This window comes from Microbacterium dauci, from assembly GCF_030065535.1.
In the GTDB taxonomy this organism is placed as follows: domain Bacteria; phylum Actinomycetota; class Actinomycetes; order Actinomycetales; family Microbacteriaceae; genus Microbacterium; species Microbacterium dauci.
Genome location: NZ_JASJND010000005.1, coordinates 268,463 through 286,847, shown reverse-complemented (window position 1 = coordinate 286,847; position 18,385 = coordinate 268,463). Strand labels below are relative to the sequence as shown.

Here is an 18,385-nt window from a genome sequence, read left to right as displayed (position 1 = left end):
AAGGAAACGCATCATCGTGAAGTCATCGGTTCGCGTCCTGGTCGAGCCTGTCGATCCACGACGTCCGAAGCCCGGCGGTGTCGACACCTGCATCCGCGGACTCGTGAAGTTCCGCGATCCGGCGATCGACCTCCGTATCGTCGGCGTCGACGCGATCGGCGACGCCGAGCTCGGCGTGTGGCGACGCGAGGAGATCGACGGCCGGTCGGTCTGGTTCCTGCCGGTGTACCGCTCCGACAACACGGTGATGCGTCCGCGCGTCCCCCATGTCGCCCAGCTCGTCGCCGGTCTCCTGCGGTACCGCCGCCGGCTGACCGAGCTCGGCCCGATCACGCTGCAGACCCACCGGGTGACCACGGGGTTCGCGCTGCGCCGGTTCATCCGCGCCACGTCGCACATCCAGTTCATCCACAACGACGGCGAAGACAGCATCTCGCTGGGCAACGAGAGCTACTTCAAGCGTGCGCGGGGGGCGTTCCGTCGACTCGAGCGCGACGCCGTGCGATCGTGCCGTGACGTCGTCGTGTTCAACGGCCCGGCCGCGAAGCGCCTGTCGGAGTGGGGCGGGCACGTCCGCTTCTCGCCGACGTGGTTCGACGACGAGTACTTCTTCCCCGGTGACGAGGTGACCACGCCACGACGTCGGCTGCTCTGGGTGGGCCGATTCGAGGCCACGAAGGATCCGATGCTCGCCGTCCGGGCGATGGCGCTGCTCGACGACGACTACCGCCTCACGATGCTCGGCGGTGGCGCGCTCATCGACGAGGCACGAAGCCTCGCGGCGGAGCTCGGCATCGAGGACCGGATCGACATCGTCGGTCCGGTTGCGAAGCACGAGGTGGCAGAGCACCTCCGCGGCAACGAACTGCTGCTCATGACGTCGCACCACGAGGGTTTCCCCCGCGCGGTGGTCGAGGCGCTCGCCTCGGGCCTCCCGGTGGTCACGACCGCCGGTGGCGAGCCGAACGGGTTGGTCGTCGACGGCGAGAACGGCACCCGGATCGCCGAGCGCACCCCCGAGTCGGTCGCCGCCGCCATCCGTGCCGCCGAGACGCTGCAGACGGAGGCCGCGACCGGTTCGGTCAGCGGGCTCCGCGCGACCCGCCTCGTGCCGTTCGTCCTCGATCCCGACTCCACGGACACGCCTTGGTGAGCCGCCGGATCGCATTCGTCCTCCCGTCACTGCTCGGTGGCGGCGCAGAGTTCGTCGCCGCCACCTGGGCGCAGGAACTCACCGTCCGCGGCTACGAGGTCGAGATCGTCCTCCTGCGTGCCCGACCCGAGGAGCCAGAGCTCAGCGGGGTCACCGTGATCTCGGCATCGCGCGAGGGCGTCGGGCGTCGCGGCGAGACCGCGGCCCTCCGCCGGTATCTCGCCGGGTCGACGGCCGAGCTCGTCATCTCGATGATGACGCGGGCGAACATCCAGCTGCTCCGCGAAGTCGCTCGCCTGGCTGCGGACAAGCGGCCGCGCGTCGCGATCAGCGAACGGAACATCCCGTTCGCCGAACGCTCGCACTCGGCACTCCACGTCGCCGCCCGCAATCTGGCGTTCCGTCGCCTGTACCGCAAGGCCGACGCGTTCATCGCGATCTCGCACCCGGTCGGCGCGGTGTTCGCGTTCGCCGGCGACCTGCCGGGTGAGCGTGTGTGGGTCGTCCCGAACCCGGCGGTCGGCAAGGTCGGTTCCTACCGCGCCCGCGAGGCGGCTGCGAGCTCGCAGCCCATTCATCTCGTGATCCCCGGCCGCCTCGTCGACAAGAAGCGGCCGCACCTCGCGCTCGAGATCGCGGCGCGCGTCGCGACGGAGCATCCGGTCGAGGGCGTCACCTTCTTCGGGGCGGGCCCGCTGGACGCGTCGTTGGCGTCCGCCGGTGGCGACGTGCCGGTACATCTCGCAGGGCGCGTCGAGAATTGGTTCGAAGCCCTCCCTCCGAACGCCGTGTGCCTGCTCCCCTCCGCGGTCGAGGGGTTCGGGAACGTCCTCCTCGAGGCCGCGAGCCAGGGCGTACCGTGCGTCGTCGGTTCGACCGCCTACGGAAGCGCCGACGCACTCGTCCCCGGTGTCTCGGGCGCCTTCGCACGATCGGATTCGGTCGACGAGTACGCGCACGCCGTCCTGGAGGCGCACCGGCAGCGCACCGACGTGCCCGCCGGTTGGCTCGACGTGTTCTCGACCCGTGGCAGCACCGACGTCCTCGAGCGGGCCATCCGGGCGACGCTCGCCCGCTGAGGCGATGAGCGAACCGACAGCGACGGAAGAGCGCCGAGGCCCGGTGGGGTGGATCGCACTCGCCGTCCTCGTCGCGCTCGTCGCGGCGGTCGTCGGAGTGATCCTCGTCACCGCCGAGCGACCCCGGGCGGCTGCCGGACCGGGCGTCGTCGATGTCGACGATGCGGCGGTCGAGCGGGCCGGCGTCTGGATCCCCGCACCCGGCGGCGGAATCGTGGGCACCGGCACGATCCGGATGGCCTTCGAGGGTCGCGCGATCTCGTGGACCGCGAACGGTGCGGCACTCTCGGGCACCGTCAAGGTGCGGATCGACGATGAGACGGTCTCGACCGTGACCCGCGACGACGTCGACCCCGCCGGCATCGCGGTCGCGGTGTCCGATCTGTCCCCCGGCCGCCATGTGCTCGAGATCGACGCGTCCGGCGGCCGGGCGTCGCTCGTCGCATTCCAGGTGTTCGAGTCGGCCGCCGCGGCGGCCCCGCCACCGGTCCGCGAGGTTGCGCGGACGCTCGGCGGCATCGAGCTCCGACTTCCCCCGTCCGACGATGCCGCGACGACGCGCTGGGTCCTCCGTTCGATCGGCGGCCGAGCGTTCGAGCGCATCGCATCGATCCCTGCGACGCAGACGACCTACATGGACCACGTCTCGCCCGTGGCATCCACCGATATCGCCTATGCACTGGCATCGGAGACCTCCACGACCACGTCCTCGGCGGCCTCGTCGGTCAGGCGCACACCTTCCGCACACGAGGTAGGGGTGTCGTACCCGCGCCTGGCGGACTGCCCCTCGGCGGACGTGACGGCTGATCCCGGTGACGACCTGCAGGATGCGCTGGACGCGCTGACGCCGGGTGACGTGCTGAAGGTGCGCGCCGGCGTGTACGACGGTGCGTTCTCGATCCGCGCGACGGGCACTGCCGACGATCCGATCTGGGTCTGCGCCGAGGGTGCGGTCCTGCGCGGCGAATCGACCGACCGCGGGTACGGACTGCACATCGCCGACTCGAGCCACGTCATCGTGGCGGGAGTGCGCGTCGAACGGAGCCGGAAGGGCGTCATGGTCGATCGCAGCGACCACATCGTCTTCGTGGACGGGCAGGTCCACGACACCGGCAACGAGGCGATCCATCTGCGCGCGCGCACGACCGACTCGGTCATCGCCCACACCCAGGTGCGCGACACCGGATTGCAGGAGGACACGCCCCGACCCGAATGGGGCGAGGGTATCTACGTGGGCAGTCATTACTCGAACTGGTGCGCGACGACGTACGAGGGATGCACCGCAGGGTGCATCGGCGGGCAGTGCGAGCCCGACCGCTCCGACCGCAACGCGATCCTCTTCAACGACATCGCCCGCACGTCTGCGGAAGCGGTCGACGTGAAGGAGGGCGCCGTCGACGGCGTCATCGCGGGGAACGTGATCCGGATGGACGGCAGGTCGGATGCCGCGCGGTGGATCGTGCTGCGCTCACGCGATTGGGTGGTCGTCGGCAACGAGGGCCGGACGACGATCCCGATGAACGGCATCGAGATCTACCGCCCACCGGTCGAGGGATGGGGCACCGGCAACCTGGTGCTCGACAATGCCGCGACGTTCCCCACCCGCGATGCCGCCGCTGGCTACGCCGTCGAAGTGCGCCACCCCGGCAACGTGGTCGGGTGCGAGAACCGTCTGACCGGGGCGGCATCCGATCGCCTCACGAACGTCGAATGCGAGGTCGTCGGATGAGTGTGTCCGCCGCTCCCCTGGCCACCCGCCCACGCACGCGCGGCGATCTGCGACCCGAGATCGAGGGTCTCCGTGCGGTCGCGGTACTGGCGGTGCTGGCCTACCACCTGTTCCCGGATGCCCTGCCGGGCGGGTTCGTGGGCGTCGACATCTTCTTCGTCATCTCGGGGTTCCTGATCACCTCGCACCTGCTCCGCGACGCCGAGCGCACCGGACGCGTCTCGTTCGTGTCGTTCTACAGCCGCCGGATCATGCGCCTCATCCCCGCAGCGACGCTCGTGTTGGTCGCGACCGCAGCGGCGACGGTGCTCTTCGTGCCGCGCATCCTGTGGCCCCAGTTCGGGCTCGACATCATCGGCGCCGGCACGTACAGCGTGAACTGGCTGCTGGCGGCGCGCTCGGTCGACTATCTGGCGGAGGATGCCGCCGGGTCCCCCGTCCAGCACTACTGGTCGCTCGGCGTCGAAGAGCAGTTCTACGTGATCTGGCCGCTCCTGCTCGCAGCGACGTTCCTGCTCGCGCGCACATTCCGCGGGTCCGCGCGGCGGACCGCGCTCGTCGTCGTGGCTTTCGTCGGCGCGGCATCCCTCGCGTATGCCCTGTATCTCACGTCCATCGGGGACGTGTCGGCGTACTTCGTCACGACCACCCGGTTGTGGGAGCTCGCGGCGGGAGCTGCGGCGGCGATCTGCATCGCCCGGGTGCGCACCGCGCCGCGAGCGTTCCGCCGCGTGATCGTCTGGGTGTCGGCGCTTGCCCTGATCGGATCGCTCCTGCTCGTCGACGGATCGTCGTGGCCGAACGCCGTGACGCTGGTCCCGATCCTCGCCACCACCGCCCTGCTGCTCTGGTGCGATGCGGACGCGCCGGGAGTCGTCGAGCGTGTGCTCATGCTCCGGCCGGCCGTGTGGATCGGCGGCATCTCGTACGCGGTCTACCTGTGGCACTGGCCGATGATCGTCATCGCGGGGTATGTGCTGCCATCGTCGTGGCCGGTGCTCGTGGCGATCGGCGCCGCATCGATCGTCGCCGCGTGGGCAACCTCGCGCTGGATCGAAACGCCGCTCCGGTTCTCGCAGTGGTTCCGGGTCCGGCCGTGGCGGAGCTTCGCGTTCGGCGCGACCGCACTGCTGGTGTCGGTGGCGTGCGGTGCCGCGCTCATGCTCGCCGCACCGTCGAATGTGCTCTCGCCGCCCCAGGGCGCCACGCCGGCAGGCGCGGGTGCGCTGCCCGCAGCCGTCGACCTCGATGCGATGACCGCCACGGACTGGCTCGACGGCGTCGAGTGGGCGGTCCCGGGGCCTTTGGACGCGGTCGACGACGTGCCGGTGATCTACGACGACGGATGCCAGCAGGACACGGTCGACGCCGAAGTCGTCACCTGCGAGTACGGGGATGCCTCGGCAGACCGCGTGATGGCGCTCGTCGGGGATTCGAAGGCGGCGCAGTGGCAGCCCGCGCTCGACACGATCGCCCGGGATGCGGGCTACCGCCTCGTCACGTACCTCAAGTCGAGCTGTGCGTTCGCGGACGCCCAGATCGAGCGCGACGGCACCGAGTACACCTCGTGCGCGGACTGGAACGCGAACGTCCGCGCAGCCCTTGCCGACGAGCGACCCGACGTCGTCGTGACGAGCCAGGTGCGTCGCGACGCGTTCGGCGGGGGCGACGACGCGACGACCCGCATGGCCGACGGCATCGCCCGGACGCTCGGCGAGTTGGTCGCGGCCGGGTCGCAGGTCATCGTGCTCGGCGACACCCCGCAGGTCGGCATGAACGTGTACGAGTGCGTTGCGGAGCACCCCGAGTCGCTCGCCACCTGCGCGTACGAGCGGGAGCCGGCGATCGAGGCGAGCGCACTGCCCGCGCAACGCGAGGCGGTCGAGACGCTCGACGGTCAGGTGGTGGATGCAGGTGCGTCGGCGAGCCCGCCGGCGTCACCCGTCACGCTCGTCGACCTGAACGGCGTGATCTGTCCGGCGGCGGATGCGTGCCCGCCGATCGTCGGCAACGTGCTCATCTACCGATCCGGCTCGCACATCACGGCGACGTACGTCGAGTCGCTCACGCCCCGTCTGCAGGCGATCCTCGGGGCGGTGTTGCCGGCTTCGACGCCGCGCTAAAGTCAGGGGTACGCACCGAGCAACTTGGGGGACCCGGCATGCGGTATTCGACAACGACGACGGATTCGACGACGCGAGGGAAGCGCTTCTTCGCACGCATCGCCGTCACCTCGCTCGCGCTCGCGACGCTCGCCGGGTTCGCGGCAGTGTCTCCTGCATCCGCCGCCGGCGTCGGGCCGGGGACGTACGAGAACACCCACTCCGCACTGACCTACAGCGGCACCTGGACGACGATGACGTCGTCCAACGACAGCGCCGGCAGCCACGCCAGCACCGGCTCTCCCAAGGCATCGGTGTCGTTCACCTTCGAGGGGACTTCGGTCGAGTGGATCTCGCGCAAGACCGGCTCGTCGGGCATCGATGAGGTCCTCATCGACGGCACGAAGGTCGCGACGATCGATCGGTACAGCGCGACCGGGCAGTTCCAGCAGACGGTGTTCCGCACGACGTCGCTGAGCAACGGCGAGCACACGATCACGATCCGCCCGTCCGGGACGCGGAACCCTTCCGCCAGCGGCTCGCTCACGATCGTCGACGCCTTCCGGGTCCCCGACACCACGCGGGTCACCGGCCTCGCTGCGCGTCCGGTCGCGGATGGCGTCGCCCTCTCGTGGACCCGTGTCTCGGGCGCTTCGGGGTACCACGTGTACCGCACGATCGGGTCGACGTCGAAGCGCATCAGCGGATCACCGACGTCCGGAGCCAGCTACACCGACCGGACGATCGCCGGCGCGACGCCGGCGTCGTACTGGGTGCGCGCGGTCATCGGCGGGGTGCAGGCACCCGCGTCGGCCACGGTCGCCGTCACCTCCGCAGCCGGCCCGGGGACGTACCAGAACACGCATCAGGCACTCTCGTACGAGGGCACCTGGAGCACCGTGTCGTCGTCGAACGACAGCGGCGGCAGCCACGCGAGCACGGGCTCGTCCAGGGCGGCCGTCTCGTTCACCTTCACCGGCTCGGCGGTGCAGTGGCTGTCACGCAAGACCGGGTCTTCCGGGATCGACGACGTGTACATCGACGGCGCCAAGGTCACCTCGGTGGATCGGTACAGCGCGACCGGGCAGTTCCAGCAGGTCGGATGGCAGACGCTCACCCTCGACCCGGGCGTCCACACGATCATGGTCAAGCCCTCGGGGCGCCGTAACGCCGCCGCGTCCGGCGCGCTGACGATCGTCGACGCGTTCCGCGTCCCCGAAGCGGCCGCGCCCGTGAAGGTCACCGGCGTCAAGGCGACGACCGGGGAGCGCGCCATCACCGTGCAGTGGCGCGCCAACCCCGAACGCGACATCACCGGGTACCTGGTCCAGCGTGCATCGGGAACCTCGACGAACTACAGCCAGATCGCCTCGCTGCCCGCCTCGGCCACCTCGTTCGAGCACATCGACGTGTACGGCACGCGAGACTACAAGTACCGGGTGTTCGCGGTGGACTACATGGGCCGACGCTCGCAGACCCAGATGACCGTCTCGTCGCGGATCATCGCGTACGCCGGCACCGAGTACGAGGGCATCGACGATTGCCCGACCGCGACCGTCACGGTGAACAACGCCACGACCCTTCGCGCCGCACTGGCAGAAGCGGGACCCGGCACGGTGATCCGCCTCGAGCCCGGCATGTACAACGCACAGTTCGACCTCACCAGGAGCGGCACCCGCTCGGCGCCGATCTGGGTGTGCGGGCCGCGCACCGCCGTCCTCAACGGCTACGGCGTCGGCGGCGGGAACGGCATCGAGGTCCTGAACGCATCCGACGTCATCTTGACCGGGTTCACGGTGACGAACAGCCTCAAGGCGGTCATGGTCACGGGCGGCACACGCGTCACGGTCTCCGACATCGCGGCGACGATGACCGGCCAGGAGGCGATCCACCTGCGCGCGAACACCGTCGACTCGATCGTCGCGGGCAACGAGGTGAGCAACACCGGCCTCGTCACGCCCGAGTACGGCGAGGGCATCTACATCGGTTCGCACCCTGACAACTGGTGCGCCCTGACGGACTGCGAACCCGACGAGTCACTCCGCAACACGATCGCCGACAACGAGATCTTCGACACGTCGGCCGAGGCGATCGATGCCAAGGAAGGCAGCGCCGGCGGTCGCATCATCGGGAACGTGATCGACGGCTCCTCCAGCACGGCGACCGACCGTATGATCGTGATCCGCGGCAACGACTGGTTCGTGGCCGACAACGTCGGCGACGGCGGCGGGACGGCGCGCGACGGCATCCTCGTGGACCAGCCACCGAACCCCGGCTACGGCGCCGACAACCTCATCGTGCGCAACCGGATGACGGTCGCCGCCAACGGGTACGTCGTCCGCATCACCGGCAAACGGAACGTCGTCGGCTGCACGACGAACCGTGCCGTCGGCGTGACCGCGCCGGTGACGAACATCACATGCACGAGGTGACCCGCTGCACGAGCTGATCGTGCCGCCGACCTAGGATGGTCGGACACCCGGTGGACGTCCACGTCGACCGCGGTCCATCCCATACATCACCCCGGGGGAGGTGCGACCCACTGTGCGCGCGATGTCGAAGCTCGTCTCTGCGGTGGTCGCCGTCGTCGCCGTCGCCGGGATCGCTACGGCCATCCTCGTCGGTGGGGTCACCGCGTCGGCCGGCATCGGCGCGCTCGTGGTCCTGTTCGGCCTCGCCATCTTCCTGCTGGCGATTCCGGTCCACGTCCTGCCGTCGCTCGCATTCGTGATCCTGCTGGTCCTCCCCGACCGCATGCTCGGCACCTCGGTCCTCGCCGCTGCGCCGCCCGAAGTGCTCATCATGCTCGTCTGGGCGGTGCGCAAACTCTTCGATGTCGGCGCGAAGAACCGGAGCATGACGCACGGCAGCAGCCGAACCGTCGTCACCGCGGTCCTGGCACTCACCGCGTGGATCGCGATCCTTTACCTACTGAACCCGAGTCCCACCTCGATCATCTGGTCGGTGGCGTTCATCGCGGTGCTGCTGATCCCCCTGCTGATCCCCGACCGTGCGGCCGAGGTGGCGACGCTTCGACGGGTGTGGCCGTGGGCGAGTGCGGCCGTCGCGCTGTATGCGTGCGTGCAGTCGGCGATCCAGTTCAACCCGATCTACGAGCCGCTCTACGAGCTGCTCGACTACCCGCCTGTGCAGCACTGGGCGGTGTACCGCGCGGAGGCGTCGCTCGGTCACCCGCTCACCGCCGGCCTGTTCTTCGCGATGTCGTTCGCGTTCTGCATCGGCGAGTGGATGAGCTCGGGCAGACGGATCTTCGCCGTGCTCGCCGTCGTCAACGGACTCGGCGTCATCGCCACCGTCTCGCGTGGTCCCTACATCGCCGCCGGTGTCGCCGTCGCCGCAGTCCTGACGGTCGCCGTCGTGAACGGTCGGCGGTTCAGCCGCGCGCGCGTCGCGCTCATCCTCGCGTTCTTCGCGGTGTTCGCAGTCGTCGCGCTCCAGTCCGACGCGTTCATCGAGCGCTCGACGAGCACCGACGGCACCGGATCGATCAGCTCGCGGAGCGACCTCTGGACGGTCACGGTCGACACCGCCAACGCGTACGGGTGGTTCGGTTCCGGCGCCGGTACCTCTGAAGCGTCGTCGCTGCCCTTCAACTTCAAGGGCATCCCGATCGAGAACTCGTACTTCCAACTGCTGATCAGCATCGGCATCCCGGGCGTCATCCTGTTCGGCTTCCTCATCGTCGCGATCTACCGATCGCTCTTCAAGTCACGCGACCTCGCCGTCACCGGTGCACTGACGGCACTGCTCGTCGCCATCGCCGGGTACGCCGCGATCGACGGAGCCCGGACCTCGCTCGTGCTGCTCGGCTTCGTCCTGTGGATGGCCGCGTACCGCAGGGGCCCCGACTCGTCGGAGTCGACCCCCGACCTCACCCAGACCGCCGGCGCGGTACGGTCGGTGTGAGGCCGGCGGTGTCGGCGACGAGAGAGATTCACCCGTGACCACAGATGATTTCGGGGTCGCGTGCGTGATCCCCACCCACGGTCGACCCGCCTTCCTGCGTGAGGCGCTCGCCTCGGTGCTGTCGCAGACGCTCCTCCCCCGCGAGGTCGTCGTTGTGGCAGACGACGACGAGCCTGCCGCGGCGGCCGTGGTCGCCGAGGCCGCGGCATCCGCATCGGTGCCCGTGACGTACCTCGCGCGCACGACGTCGCCCCTCGGCGCATCGGCGTCCCGCAACGCCGGCGCGGCGGCGACGTCGGCACCGTGGATCGCCTTCCTCGATGACGACGACCGCTGGGAGCCGGGCTACCTGCTTGCCGTCTCGCAGGCGGCCGGCGTCGACGATGTCGCAGCCGTCGTGACGCCGTTTTCGCGCTTCACCGACGAGGGCCGGATCGGGGGCACGCATCCGACCACGGGCATGTCGGCCCGGGATGCGTTCCGTCGCTCCGCCGGCGTGACAGGGAGCACGATGGTCCTCCGACGCTCGACGTTCGACGCGCTCGACGGGTACGACGCCGACCTCCCGGTGATGAACGACGCCGACATCTTCATCCGCCTGCTGCAGGCCGGTGAGCGCTATGCGGTGCTCGACCAGGAGTGGGTGGGTGTCCGAAAGCACGGTGCGGGGCAGCTCACCGACAACTCGCCGCGGCGCATCGCCGGCGGGTGGGCGTTCCTGCGCAAACACGCCCCGAACTTCACGTGGGCCGATGCGCGGCCCCGCCGGTTCTGGCAGCACCGCATGCAGTTCCGTGCCCGCGACGCGTCGCCCGCGGCGCGGCTGCGGGCCGCGTTCGGGATGCTCCTGAACTGGTCGAAGACCCCGACCCCGCCGAGTGGAGCCGGTGTCGAGGCACCGTCGCCGCGCATCCGTTCCCGCGCGGATCTCACCGAGTTCATGGCAGCGGATGCCGCAGCCCAGGGCGCGACCGGGGTGCGCGGCAGGCGCAAGGCGACGATGCGGTACCTCCGCGCGCTCCGGAAGGCCGAGTACTGGTCGCGGCCCGGTGCGCCGCTCCACGCGAAGGTGATGCGGGCCGCCGCGAACGCGCGACTGCGACGCCTGGCCGTCCTCACCGGTATCAGCATCCCCCCCGGCACGTTCGGCAAGGGCCTGTGCCTGCCGCACTACGGCAGCATCGTGGTCAACACGAAGGTCCGCTTCGGCGAGTACTGCTGCATCCAGAACAACGTCAACATCGGGCTCGGCCCCGGCGGTGTGCCGCGCGGCGGCGACTTCGTCTACATCGCGCCGGGCGCAGTCGTCTACGGCGGCATCACGGTCGGGTCCCACGCGGTGATCGGCGCGAACAGCGTGGCCGGGCGCGACATCCCGAGCGGCACCACCTGGGCGGGCGCTCCCGCACGACAGATCTCGGCGAACGGCTCGCGCGGCGTCATGCCGGCGGCGGTCGTCCGCATCATGGCTGCGCTCGAGACGCGATGAAGCAGCAGTTCCTCTTCATCGTCGCGAGCCGCGGACTGTCGAGCGTCCTCAACGCCGTCATCTTCATCTGGCTCGGTCGCCTGGTCGGCGTCGAGCTCGTCGGTGTCCTCGGCATCGTCACGAGTGTGACCGCCCTCGTGTTCCTCGTCGCCGACTTCGGCATGTCGACGTTCATCTCGCGCGAGCGAGCACGCGGCAACACGCACGATGTCTCGGTCGCACTGCGGTTCAACTTCCTGTCGACGCTCGCCTTCGGCGTCGTGGTCACGGTGGTCGCGGCGGTCCTCGCCGGGTTGCAGGTCATCCCGTGGGCTGTGCTCCTGTTGGGGCTCGCCGCGGCGTTCGAGAAGAACACCGAGACCACCCTGAGCGTCCCGATCGCCGACAAGCACAAGCTCACCCCGGCGGTGAACATCTTCCTGCGCCGCGCCTTCGCGCTCGCTGCCTTCGGCGCCTGCGTCCTGCTCGGGGCCGACCCGGTCTGGGCGTTCTGCGGCGGCACCGCGGCGGCGGCGGTCGCCGGTCAGCTGCACATCCGCCAGTGGATGCGCGGCCGCATCTCGGCGGCCCGCTCCGCATCCAACGACGAGCTGCGCGCGGTCGCCGCGCGCGCGTGGCCGTTCTTCGTCAGCAACGTCACCGCGGGAGCACGCCAACTCGACACCCCGATCGTGGGTCTGTTCACGTCGGCGTACGTGGCCGGTCTGTACGCGGCATCCACTCGCGTCCTCAATCCGTTCCGGCTGATCCCGTCGACCCTCACCTCGGTCGTCGTGCCGCACGCGTCTCGGCTCGGCGCATCGAGCGCACGGCGCACGGCACTGAAGATCGGCGTCGTGTTCATCGGCACGCTCGTGATCCTCATCCCGGCCAGCTTCTTCAGCGAATGGTTCATCGTCCTGCTGATGGGCGCCGACTTCGCCGGTGCAGGGCAGATCTTCGCCGTGATGCTCGTGGGACTCCCCTTCATCGCGCTCGCGCCGCCGCTCGGTTCGATCCTGCAGAGTCAGGGGCACGAGAAGTTCGTCGGGCGCAACGGCACGATCTTCGCGATCGTCACGGTGCTCGCCGTCGCCGCCGGCGCGATCGTCGGTGGCGGCATCGGCGCGGCGGTCGGACTCAGCGCGTCGTACCTCGGCAAGTGCATCTCGCTGGCGTGGCGCATTCATTCGCGTCTGCGATGATCGTTCCTGTGAAGGCGACCTCTCAGTCCCGGTGGAACCGACTCCGTTACCGGATCATCAAGGCCTCGAAGGGTGCCTCGGCGGCATCGCGCGCACTCGGCGTGACCGTCGGGCGCGACTGCCGGATCCTCTCCAACGTCGTGACGACCGAGCCATGGCTCGTCACGATCGGCGACCGCGTCACCATCAGCAGCAAGGTCACCATCGTGACGCACGACGGCACCGGATGGCTCGTCTCGGACGAGCGCGGCCGTCGCTACCGCTACGCGCCGGTGACCATCGGGTCCGAGGTCTTCGTCGGGACCGGTGCGACGATCATGCCGGGCGTCGAGATCGGTGACCGCTGCGTCGTGGCCGCCGGCGCGGTCGTGACCCGCTCCGTCCCCTCCGGGTCGGTCGTCGCCGGCGTTCCCGCCCGGGTCATCGGCTCGTACGACGACCTCGCGGCGAAGATCGCGACCTGGCCTTCGGCTTCGGACATGACCGGCTCGACGTACCGCGCACGCGTCGACTCGATCGCCGAAGCCCGATGAGCCGGGCGACCTCGACGACCGACACGCACCGAGGCGGGTTCCGCGACGACATCCAAGCGCTCCGCGCGCTCGCGGTGGTGCTCGTCGTCGTCTACCACTTCTGGCCCGGCGGCGCGCTGCAGGGCGGCTATGTCGGCGTCGACGTGTTCTTCGTCATCTCGGGCTACCTGATCACCCGGCACCTCGTGACCGGCCTCTCGGGCGGCACGCTCACCCTGCGCAGGTTTTGGGCACGTCGCATCCGACGGCTCCTGCCCGCCGCGCTGCTGGTGATCTGCGTCACCGTGGTCGCGACCTTGCTGATCGCGCCCGTCTCGATGTGGCAGCAGACGATGGTCGAGGCGATCGGGTCGACGTTCTCGCTGCAGAACGTCGTCCTCATGCTGAACAGCGTCGACTACCTCGCCGAGGGCGCGAACCCGAGCCCGCTGCAGCACTACTGGTCGCTCTCGGTCGAGGAGCAGTTCTACCTCGTGTGGCCGGTGCTGTTGCTCGCGGCGATCGCGCTCGGCCGACGCTGGGGGCGCCGATCCGTCGTCACCGTCGCGATCGTTGCGGTGACGGTCGTGTCGTTCGCGGCGAGCCTCGTGGTGACCGAGGTCTCGGCGTCGATCGCGTACTTCATCCCGGTGACGCGTGCATGGGAGTTCGGCGTCGGGGCGCTCGTGGCGCTCGCGCCGCGACTCCTGGCCGACCGCCTCGGCGGCGGCATCCGCGCGACCATCGCCGTCGCCGGGCTCGCGGCGATCGTGCTGGCGGCGTTCGTCTTCGACGCCGCCACGCCGTTCCCGGGAGCTGCGGCCGCACTGCCCGTCCTCGGCACAGCCGCGGTCATCGCGGCGGCCGACACGTCCGGCCCGACAGCGATCCTCGCCCGCATTCCCGCAGTGCAGTTCCTCGGCCGCGTCTCGTACTCGCTCTATCTCTGGCACTGGCCGCTGGTCGTGCTGCTCGACATCGGCGTGCGTACCCTCGGCGTCACGCTCCCCCCGCTCGTACAGGGCGCGGTGCTCGTCGTCCCGGCGCTCGTGCTCGCGTGGGCGTCGAAGCGCTGGATCGAAGACCGCTTCCTCGAACCCAAGGGCGACACCGCCACGACCCGCCGCTCCTTCGCCGTCGCCGGCGTCGCGGCATCCGCCGTCGCAACGCTCGCCGTCGCCGGCATGCTCATGTCGACAGCAACCGTGGCCGATGCGCAGCAGCGTTTCACGGCGGCGATCGACGGAGGCGCCTGCGTCGGTGCCGCGGCCCAGCCAGGCTGCGCACCGACCGAGGTCATCGCACCGGCGGTCCTCGCACGCGACGACCTCCCGAGCACCTACGCCGGCGGATGCCAGGCCGGACCGCGGCAGGCCGAGCTCGAGACCTGCGTGCTCGGCGACGCGGATGCCGAGACCACGATCGCCGTCGTCGGCGACTCGCACGCCGCGTCGTGGATTCCGGCGCTCGAGACGATCGCTGAAGACCGGGGCTGGCGCATCCACACGTACCTCAAGTCGTCGTGCGCATGGGCGACGGATGCCGGCAACGGCGACGCCCTGCAGCGGTCGAGCTGCGAAGCATGGAACGACGACCTCGGCGAGACGCTGACCGAGGCCGACTACGACGCGGTCATCACGAGCTACTTCGCCCCGACCGAGCTGTCCGACGCCGATACCGAGGCGCGCGCCGCGGGGCTGGCCGAAGCGTGGACGCCGGTCGCCGAGGCGGGCACGCCCGTGGTCGCGATCGAGGACACGCCGCGGCTCACCGACGACGCGGCGGACTGCGTCTTCGCTTCGCGCCGCGACCCGGAGGCATGCACGGGCCCGGTGCACGTCGACGACTCCTCCGCCGAGACACTCCAGGTTGCTTCGGAAGCCGTCGATGGGACGAGTGTGATCGACCTGGATGCCGCGTTCCTCGACGACCAGGACCGCGTGAACATCGTCGAGGGCGGGCTCGTGCTCTGGCGCGATTCGCACCACTTCACGGCGACCTTCTCGTCGTCACTCGCCGAGGATGTCGAGGCCGCGTTGACCGGAGCGGACGTGCTGCCCGCGGCGGGGTGACCGCGTGTGACGAGCCCGAAACGCGACGGCGGGTAAGGTGAAGCGGTGACGAACATCGACGCGCGCATCGCAATCCTCGTCCAGAATCTCCCCGTCCCGTTCGACCGCCGCGTATGGCAAGAGGCTCGCACCCTCGCCGCCGCCGGAGCCGACGTCACGGTCATCTGCCCCGGCGATGAGCGTCACCCCGCGGGAACGTTCGAGATCGAGGGCGTCCGCGTCCTCCGGTACGAGCCGCCCACCGAGGCGAAGGGGCTGGCGGGCTACGCGAACGAGTACGGCTTCTCGCTGCGGCGGATGTCGAAGCTGTTCGAAGCCGAGCGTAAGCGCGCCCCGTTCGACATCGTCCACTTCTGCAACCCGCCCGACCTGCTCTACCGCGTGGCGCTTCCCGCGAAGCGCAAAGACGGCAGCATCCTCGTCTTCGACCAGCACGATGTCGGTCCCGAGCTCGTCGAGGCGAAGCACATGCCCCTCGGCAAGTTGCTCGTCGCGGTCGCGCGGTTCTTCGAGGCTCGCACCTACACCCACGCCGACCACGTGATCTCGACCAACGAGAGCTACCGTCGCATCGCGATCGAGCGCGGCCGTTTCGCGCCCGAAGACGTCACGGTCGTCCGATCGGGCCCGTACCGCGACTGGGTCGAGGCGCAGGCACCGAACGACGCATGGCGCCGTGGCCGCAAGTACTTCATCGGCTACCTCGGCGTGATGGGACGGCAGGAGGGCATCGAGTACCTGCTCGAGGCCGTCGACCTCCTCGCTGCCAAGGGCCTCGACGTGCAACTGGGGCTCGTCGGGTCGGGTCCCGACCGCGACCGCCTCGAGGGCATCGCAGCCGAGCGTGGGATCTCCGATCGCGTGGAGTTCCACGGGCGCGTCGACGACCGGACGATGCAGAGCATCCTGGCCGCCGCCGACGTCTGCGTGAACCCTGACGAGGTGAACCCGATGAACGACCTGTCGACGATGAACAAGATCATCGAGTACATGGCGCTCGGCAAGCCGATCGTCCAGTTCGACCTGAAGGAAGGTCGGTTCTCGGCTCAGGATGCCTCGGTGTATGCCGACCGCCCGAACGACGCCGAGAGCTTCGCGCGCGCGATCGAGTCGGTCCTCACCGATCCAGACGCTGCCGCCGCCATGGGGGCACGCGGTCGTCGCCGGTTCGAGGAAGAGCTGAGCTGGGACTCCCAGGGCTCGAAGCTCGTCGACGCGTTCGCCGCGCTGGCGGCCGGCCGGCGATCGACTGTCTCGGTATGAGCGAGTCATTCGACGACCTCGTCGCCGGCAGCCGGCGGGACCGCTCCGGACGGCAGCGTCAGGACGAACGTCGTCCCCGGCGCAGGGTCGGGCGCATCATCGGCTGGTCGATCCTCGCGATCGTGGTGCTCGCCATCGCGCTCGCGGTGCTCGTCGGTGTCGCGACGACGCAGGCGTTGAGCGTGCGCGAGAACCTCTCGTCGGCGATCCCGATCGCGCAGCGCGCACAGGAATCGATCATCTCCGGTGACGCGGATGCCGCGTCCGCCGCGGCGAGCGAGTTGTCGGATGCCGCAGCCCAGGCGCGCGCCGATGCCGACGGGTTCGCATGGCGGACGGCCGAGCTCGTTCCGGTCGTCGGTCAGAACTTCGCGGCGATCCGCGTCGCCGCCGAGGCCGTCGATGACCTCGCGACGGATGTCGTCGTGCCGTTCTCGTCGTTCTCGCTCTCGGACTTCCAGCCGCAGGACGGACGCCTCCCCCTCGACCGCATCGAGGAGTTGCTGCCGCTGTTCTCCCAGGCGATCGAGACGGTGGGCGACGCACGCTCGTCGCTCGCCGCGTTCGACCGTGACACGCTCCTGTTCCCGGTCGCCTCGGCCGTCGATGACCTCGACGACAAGCTCTCGACGCTCGAGTCGGCGGTCGGGCCGGCGGCAGACACGGTCGCACTGCTCCCCGGACTCATGGGCGCAGACGGGCCGAAGACGTACCTGCTCGCGGCGCAGAACAACGCCGAGATCCGCTCTCAGGGCGGGCTCATCGGCACGGTGATCGCGATCCGTGCCGAGGACGGGCGGATCGCCTTGGCCGACGCGATCCCGGCGACCAGCTTCCCACGCGGGCGCGACGAGCCGATCGTCGAACTGACCGGGGGTACCGCAGACCTGTACGGCTCGCAGCTGGGCCGCTACATCCAGGATTCGTCGGTGACGCCGGACTTCGGCGTGACCGCAGACGTCGTGTCGGCGTACTGGCAGGAGCAGACCGGTGAGTCGTCGGACGGCGTCATCACGATGGACGTCGTCGCACTCAGCCACATGCTGCGCGCGACCGGTCCGGTCGAGCTGAGCAACGGCGTCGAGATCGACGCAGACAACGCGACCCAAGTGCTGCTGCGCGACGCGTACACGTGGTCGGACGATCGCGACATCGTCGACCTGTACTTCGCCGAGACCGCCGGCGCCGTGTTCACCCGGCTGAGTTCGGGCGACTTCGACATCAAGGGACTCGTCGAGGGTGTGACGAAGGCCGTCGACGGACGCCGACTCGCGTTCACTTCGTTCGACGAGCAGGTCGCCGAGCGCCTCGAAGGCACGTCGTTCTCGGGCGTGCTGCCCGACGACAACGACGACCGCACGCTGATCGCGGCCTACCTCAACGACGCCGCCGAGGCGAAGCTCTACGTGTACGCGGCGGTGGCGAGCACGACCGAGGTCAGCTGCGACGCGGGTGTCACCTCGTTCACGGTCGACATCGACTTCGAGAATCCGGTCACCTACGAGAAGCTCGAGACGCTGCCGCGGTACGTCTCGCTGGGACGCTTCTACCCCCGCGGCGAGCTGGTCACCCGGTTCTTCGTCTACGGCCCGCAGGGCACCACGGTGTCCGCTGTGCAGGTCGACGGCGGCAACGCGAAGTCCCGCACCGCCGAAGACCTCGGTCGCCCGGTCGCCGTGACGACGATCAACACCCCGCCGACGGAGTCGCACACCGTCTCGGTGACCTTCGAGAGCGAAGCCGGCGCGTCGTTCGCCGACGTCGAGACCTGGGTCACGCCGATGACGAAGCGGGTCGAGTCGACCGTCAGCGGCAGCGCCTGCGGCTGACGCACCACGCCACAACGCAGAACGCCCGCACCGATCCGGCGCGGGC

At 69.8% G+C, this 18,385-nt stretch carries 12 protein-coding genes; all 12 read left to right on the top strand.

Going from position 1 to position 18,385, the window contains the following annotated elements:
* The first annotated feature begins 16 nt into the window (after nt 1-16).
* The 12 genes from QNI14_RS08530 to QNI14_RS08475 all read left to right on the top strand — a co-directional run bounded on the left by QNI14_RS08530 (nt 17) and on the right by QNI14_RS08475 (nt 18,339).
* Nucleotides 17-1,153, top strand: coding sequence for a glycosyltransferase family 4 protein (locus tag QNI14_RS08530; RefSeq protein WP_283716119.1), 1,137 nt, complete (start codon nt 17-19; stop codon nt 1,151-1,153).
* Nucleotides 1,150-2,232 (top strand): glycosyltransferase, encoded by a 1,083-nt coding sequence (locus QNI14_RS08525; protein ID WP_283716118.1) that lies wholly within the window; start codon nt 1,150-1,152, stop codon nt 2,230-2,232. Before QNI14_RS08530 ends, QNI14_RS08525 begins: the two co-directional genes overlap by 4 nt.
* Before the next feature lie 4 nt (nt 2,233-2,236).
* Nucleotides 2,237-3,961 carry a right-handed parallel beta-helix repeat-containing protein gene (locus QNI14_RS08520; RefSeq protein WP_283716117.1) on the top strand — a complete coding sequence of 575 codons (1,725 nt, stop codon included), beginning with the start codon at nt 2,237-2,239 and terminating at the stop codon, nt 3,959-3,961.
* Between the two features lie 2 nt (nt 3,962-3,963).
* On the top strand, nt 3,964-6,084 hold the full coding sequence (locus QNI14_RS08515) for an acyltransferase family protein (RefSeq protein ID WP_283716115.1): 2,121 nt from the start codon (nt 3,964-3,966) through the stop codon (nt 6,082-6,084).
* A gap of 38 nt (nt 6,085-6,122) precedes the next feature.
* On the top strand, nt 6,123-8,495 hold the full coding sequence (locus QNI14_RS08510) for a right-handed parallel beta-helix repeat-containing protein (protein ID WP_283716114.1): 2,373 nt from the start codon (nt 6,123-6,125) through the stop codon (nt 8,493-8,495).
* A 121-nt stretch (nt 8,496-8,616) separates the two neighbouring features.
* The gene (locus QNI14_RS08505; protein WP_283716113.1) at nt 8,617-9,990 is read left to right on the top strand and encodes an O-antigen ligase family protein; all 1,374 of its coding nucleotides are present in this window, start codon (nt 8,617-8,619) and stop codon (nt 9,988-9,990) included.
* 34 nt (nt 9,991-10,024) lie between these two features.
* Nucleotides 10,025-11,479 carry a glycosyltransferase gene (locus tag QNI14_RS08500; protein ID WP_283716112.1) on the top strand — a complete coding sequence of 485 codons (1,455 nt, stop codon included), beginning with the start codon at nt 10,025-10,027 and terminating at the stop codon, nt 11,477-11,479.
* Entirely contained in the window at nt 11,476-12,663 is a 1,188-nt protein-coding gene (locus tag QNI14_RS08495; RefSeq protein ID WP_283716111.1) for an oligosaccharide flippase family protein, read from the top strand. The genes QNI14_RS08500 and QNI14_RS08495 overlap by 4 nt, the downstream gene beginning before the upstream one ends.
* Before the next feature lie 8 nt (nt 12,664-12,671).
* Nucleotides 12,672-13,196 carry an acyltransferase gene (locus QNI14_RS08490; RefSeq protein ID WP_283716110.1) on the top strand — a complete coding sequence of 175 codons (525 nt, stop codon included), beginning with the start codon at nt 12,672-12,674 and terminating at the stop codon, nt 13,194-13,196.
* Nucleotides 13,193-15,247, top strand: coding sequence for an acyltransferase family protein (locus QNI14_RS08485; RefSeq protein ID WP_283716109.1), 2,055 nt, complete (start codon nt 13,193-13,195; stop codon nt 15,245-15,247). The genes QNI14_RS08490 and QNI14_RS08485 overlap by 4 nt, the downstream gene beginning before the upstream one ends.
* Nucleotides 15,248-15,292: 45 nt before the next feature.
* The gene (locus QNI14_RS08480) at nt 15,293-16,510 is read left to right on the top strand and encodes a glycosyltransferase family 4 protein (protein WP_283716108.1); all 1,218 of its coding nucleotides are present in this window, start codon (nt 15,293-15,295) and stop codon (nt 16,508-16,510) included.
* On the top strand, nt 16,507-18,339 hold the full coding sequence (locus tag QNI14_RS08475) for a DUF4012 domain-containing protein (protein WP_283716107.1): 1,833 nt from the start codon (nt 16,507-16,509) through the stop codon (nt 18,337-18,339). The genes QNI14_RS08480 and QNI14_RS08475 overlap by 4 nt, the downstream gene beginning before the upstream one ends.
* The last annotated feature ends 46 nt before the right edge of the window (nt 18,340-18,385 follow it).

Coding starts and splice junctions, on each gene's coding strand:
- QNI14_RS08520 (WP_283716117.1), top strand. CDS start 2,237: ATGAGCGAACCGACAGCGACGGAAGAGCGCCGAGGCCCGGTGGGGTGG.
- QNI14_RS08510 (WP_283716114.1), top strand. CDS start 6,123: ATGCGGTATTCGACAACGACGACGGATTCGACGACGCGAGGGAAGCGC.
- QNI14_RS08505 (WP_283716113.1), top strand. CDS start 8,617: ATGTCGAAGCTCGTCTCTGCGGTGGTCGCCGTCGTCGCCGTCGCCGGG.
- QNI14_RS08495 (WP_283716111.1), top strand. CDS start 11,476: ATGAAGCAGCAGTTCCTCTTCATCGTCGCGAGCCGCGGACTGTCGAGC.
- QNI14_RS08475 (WP_283716107.1), top strand. CDS start 16,507: ATGAGCGAGTCATTCGACGACCTCGTCGCCGGCAGCCGGCGGGACCGC.
- QNI14_RS08485 (WP_283716109.1), top strand. CDS start 13,193: ATGAGCCGGGCGACCTCGACGACCGACACGCACCGAGGCGGGTTCCGC.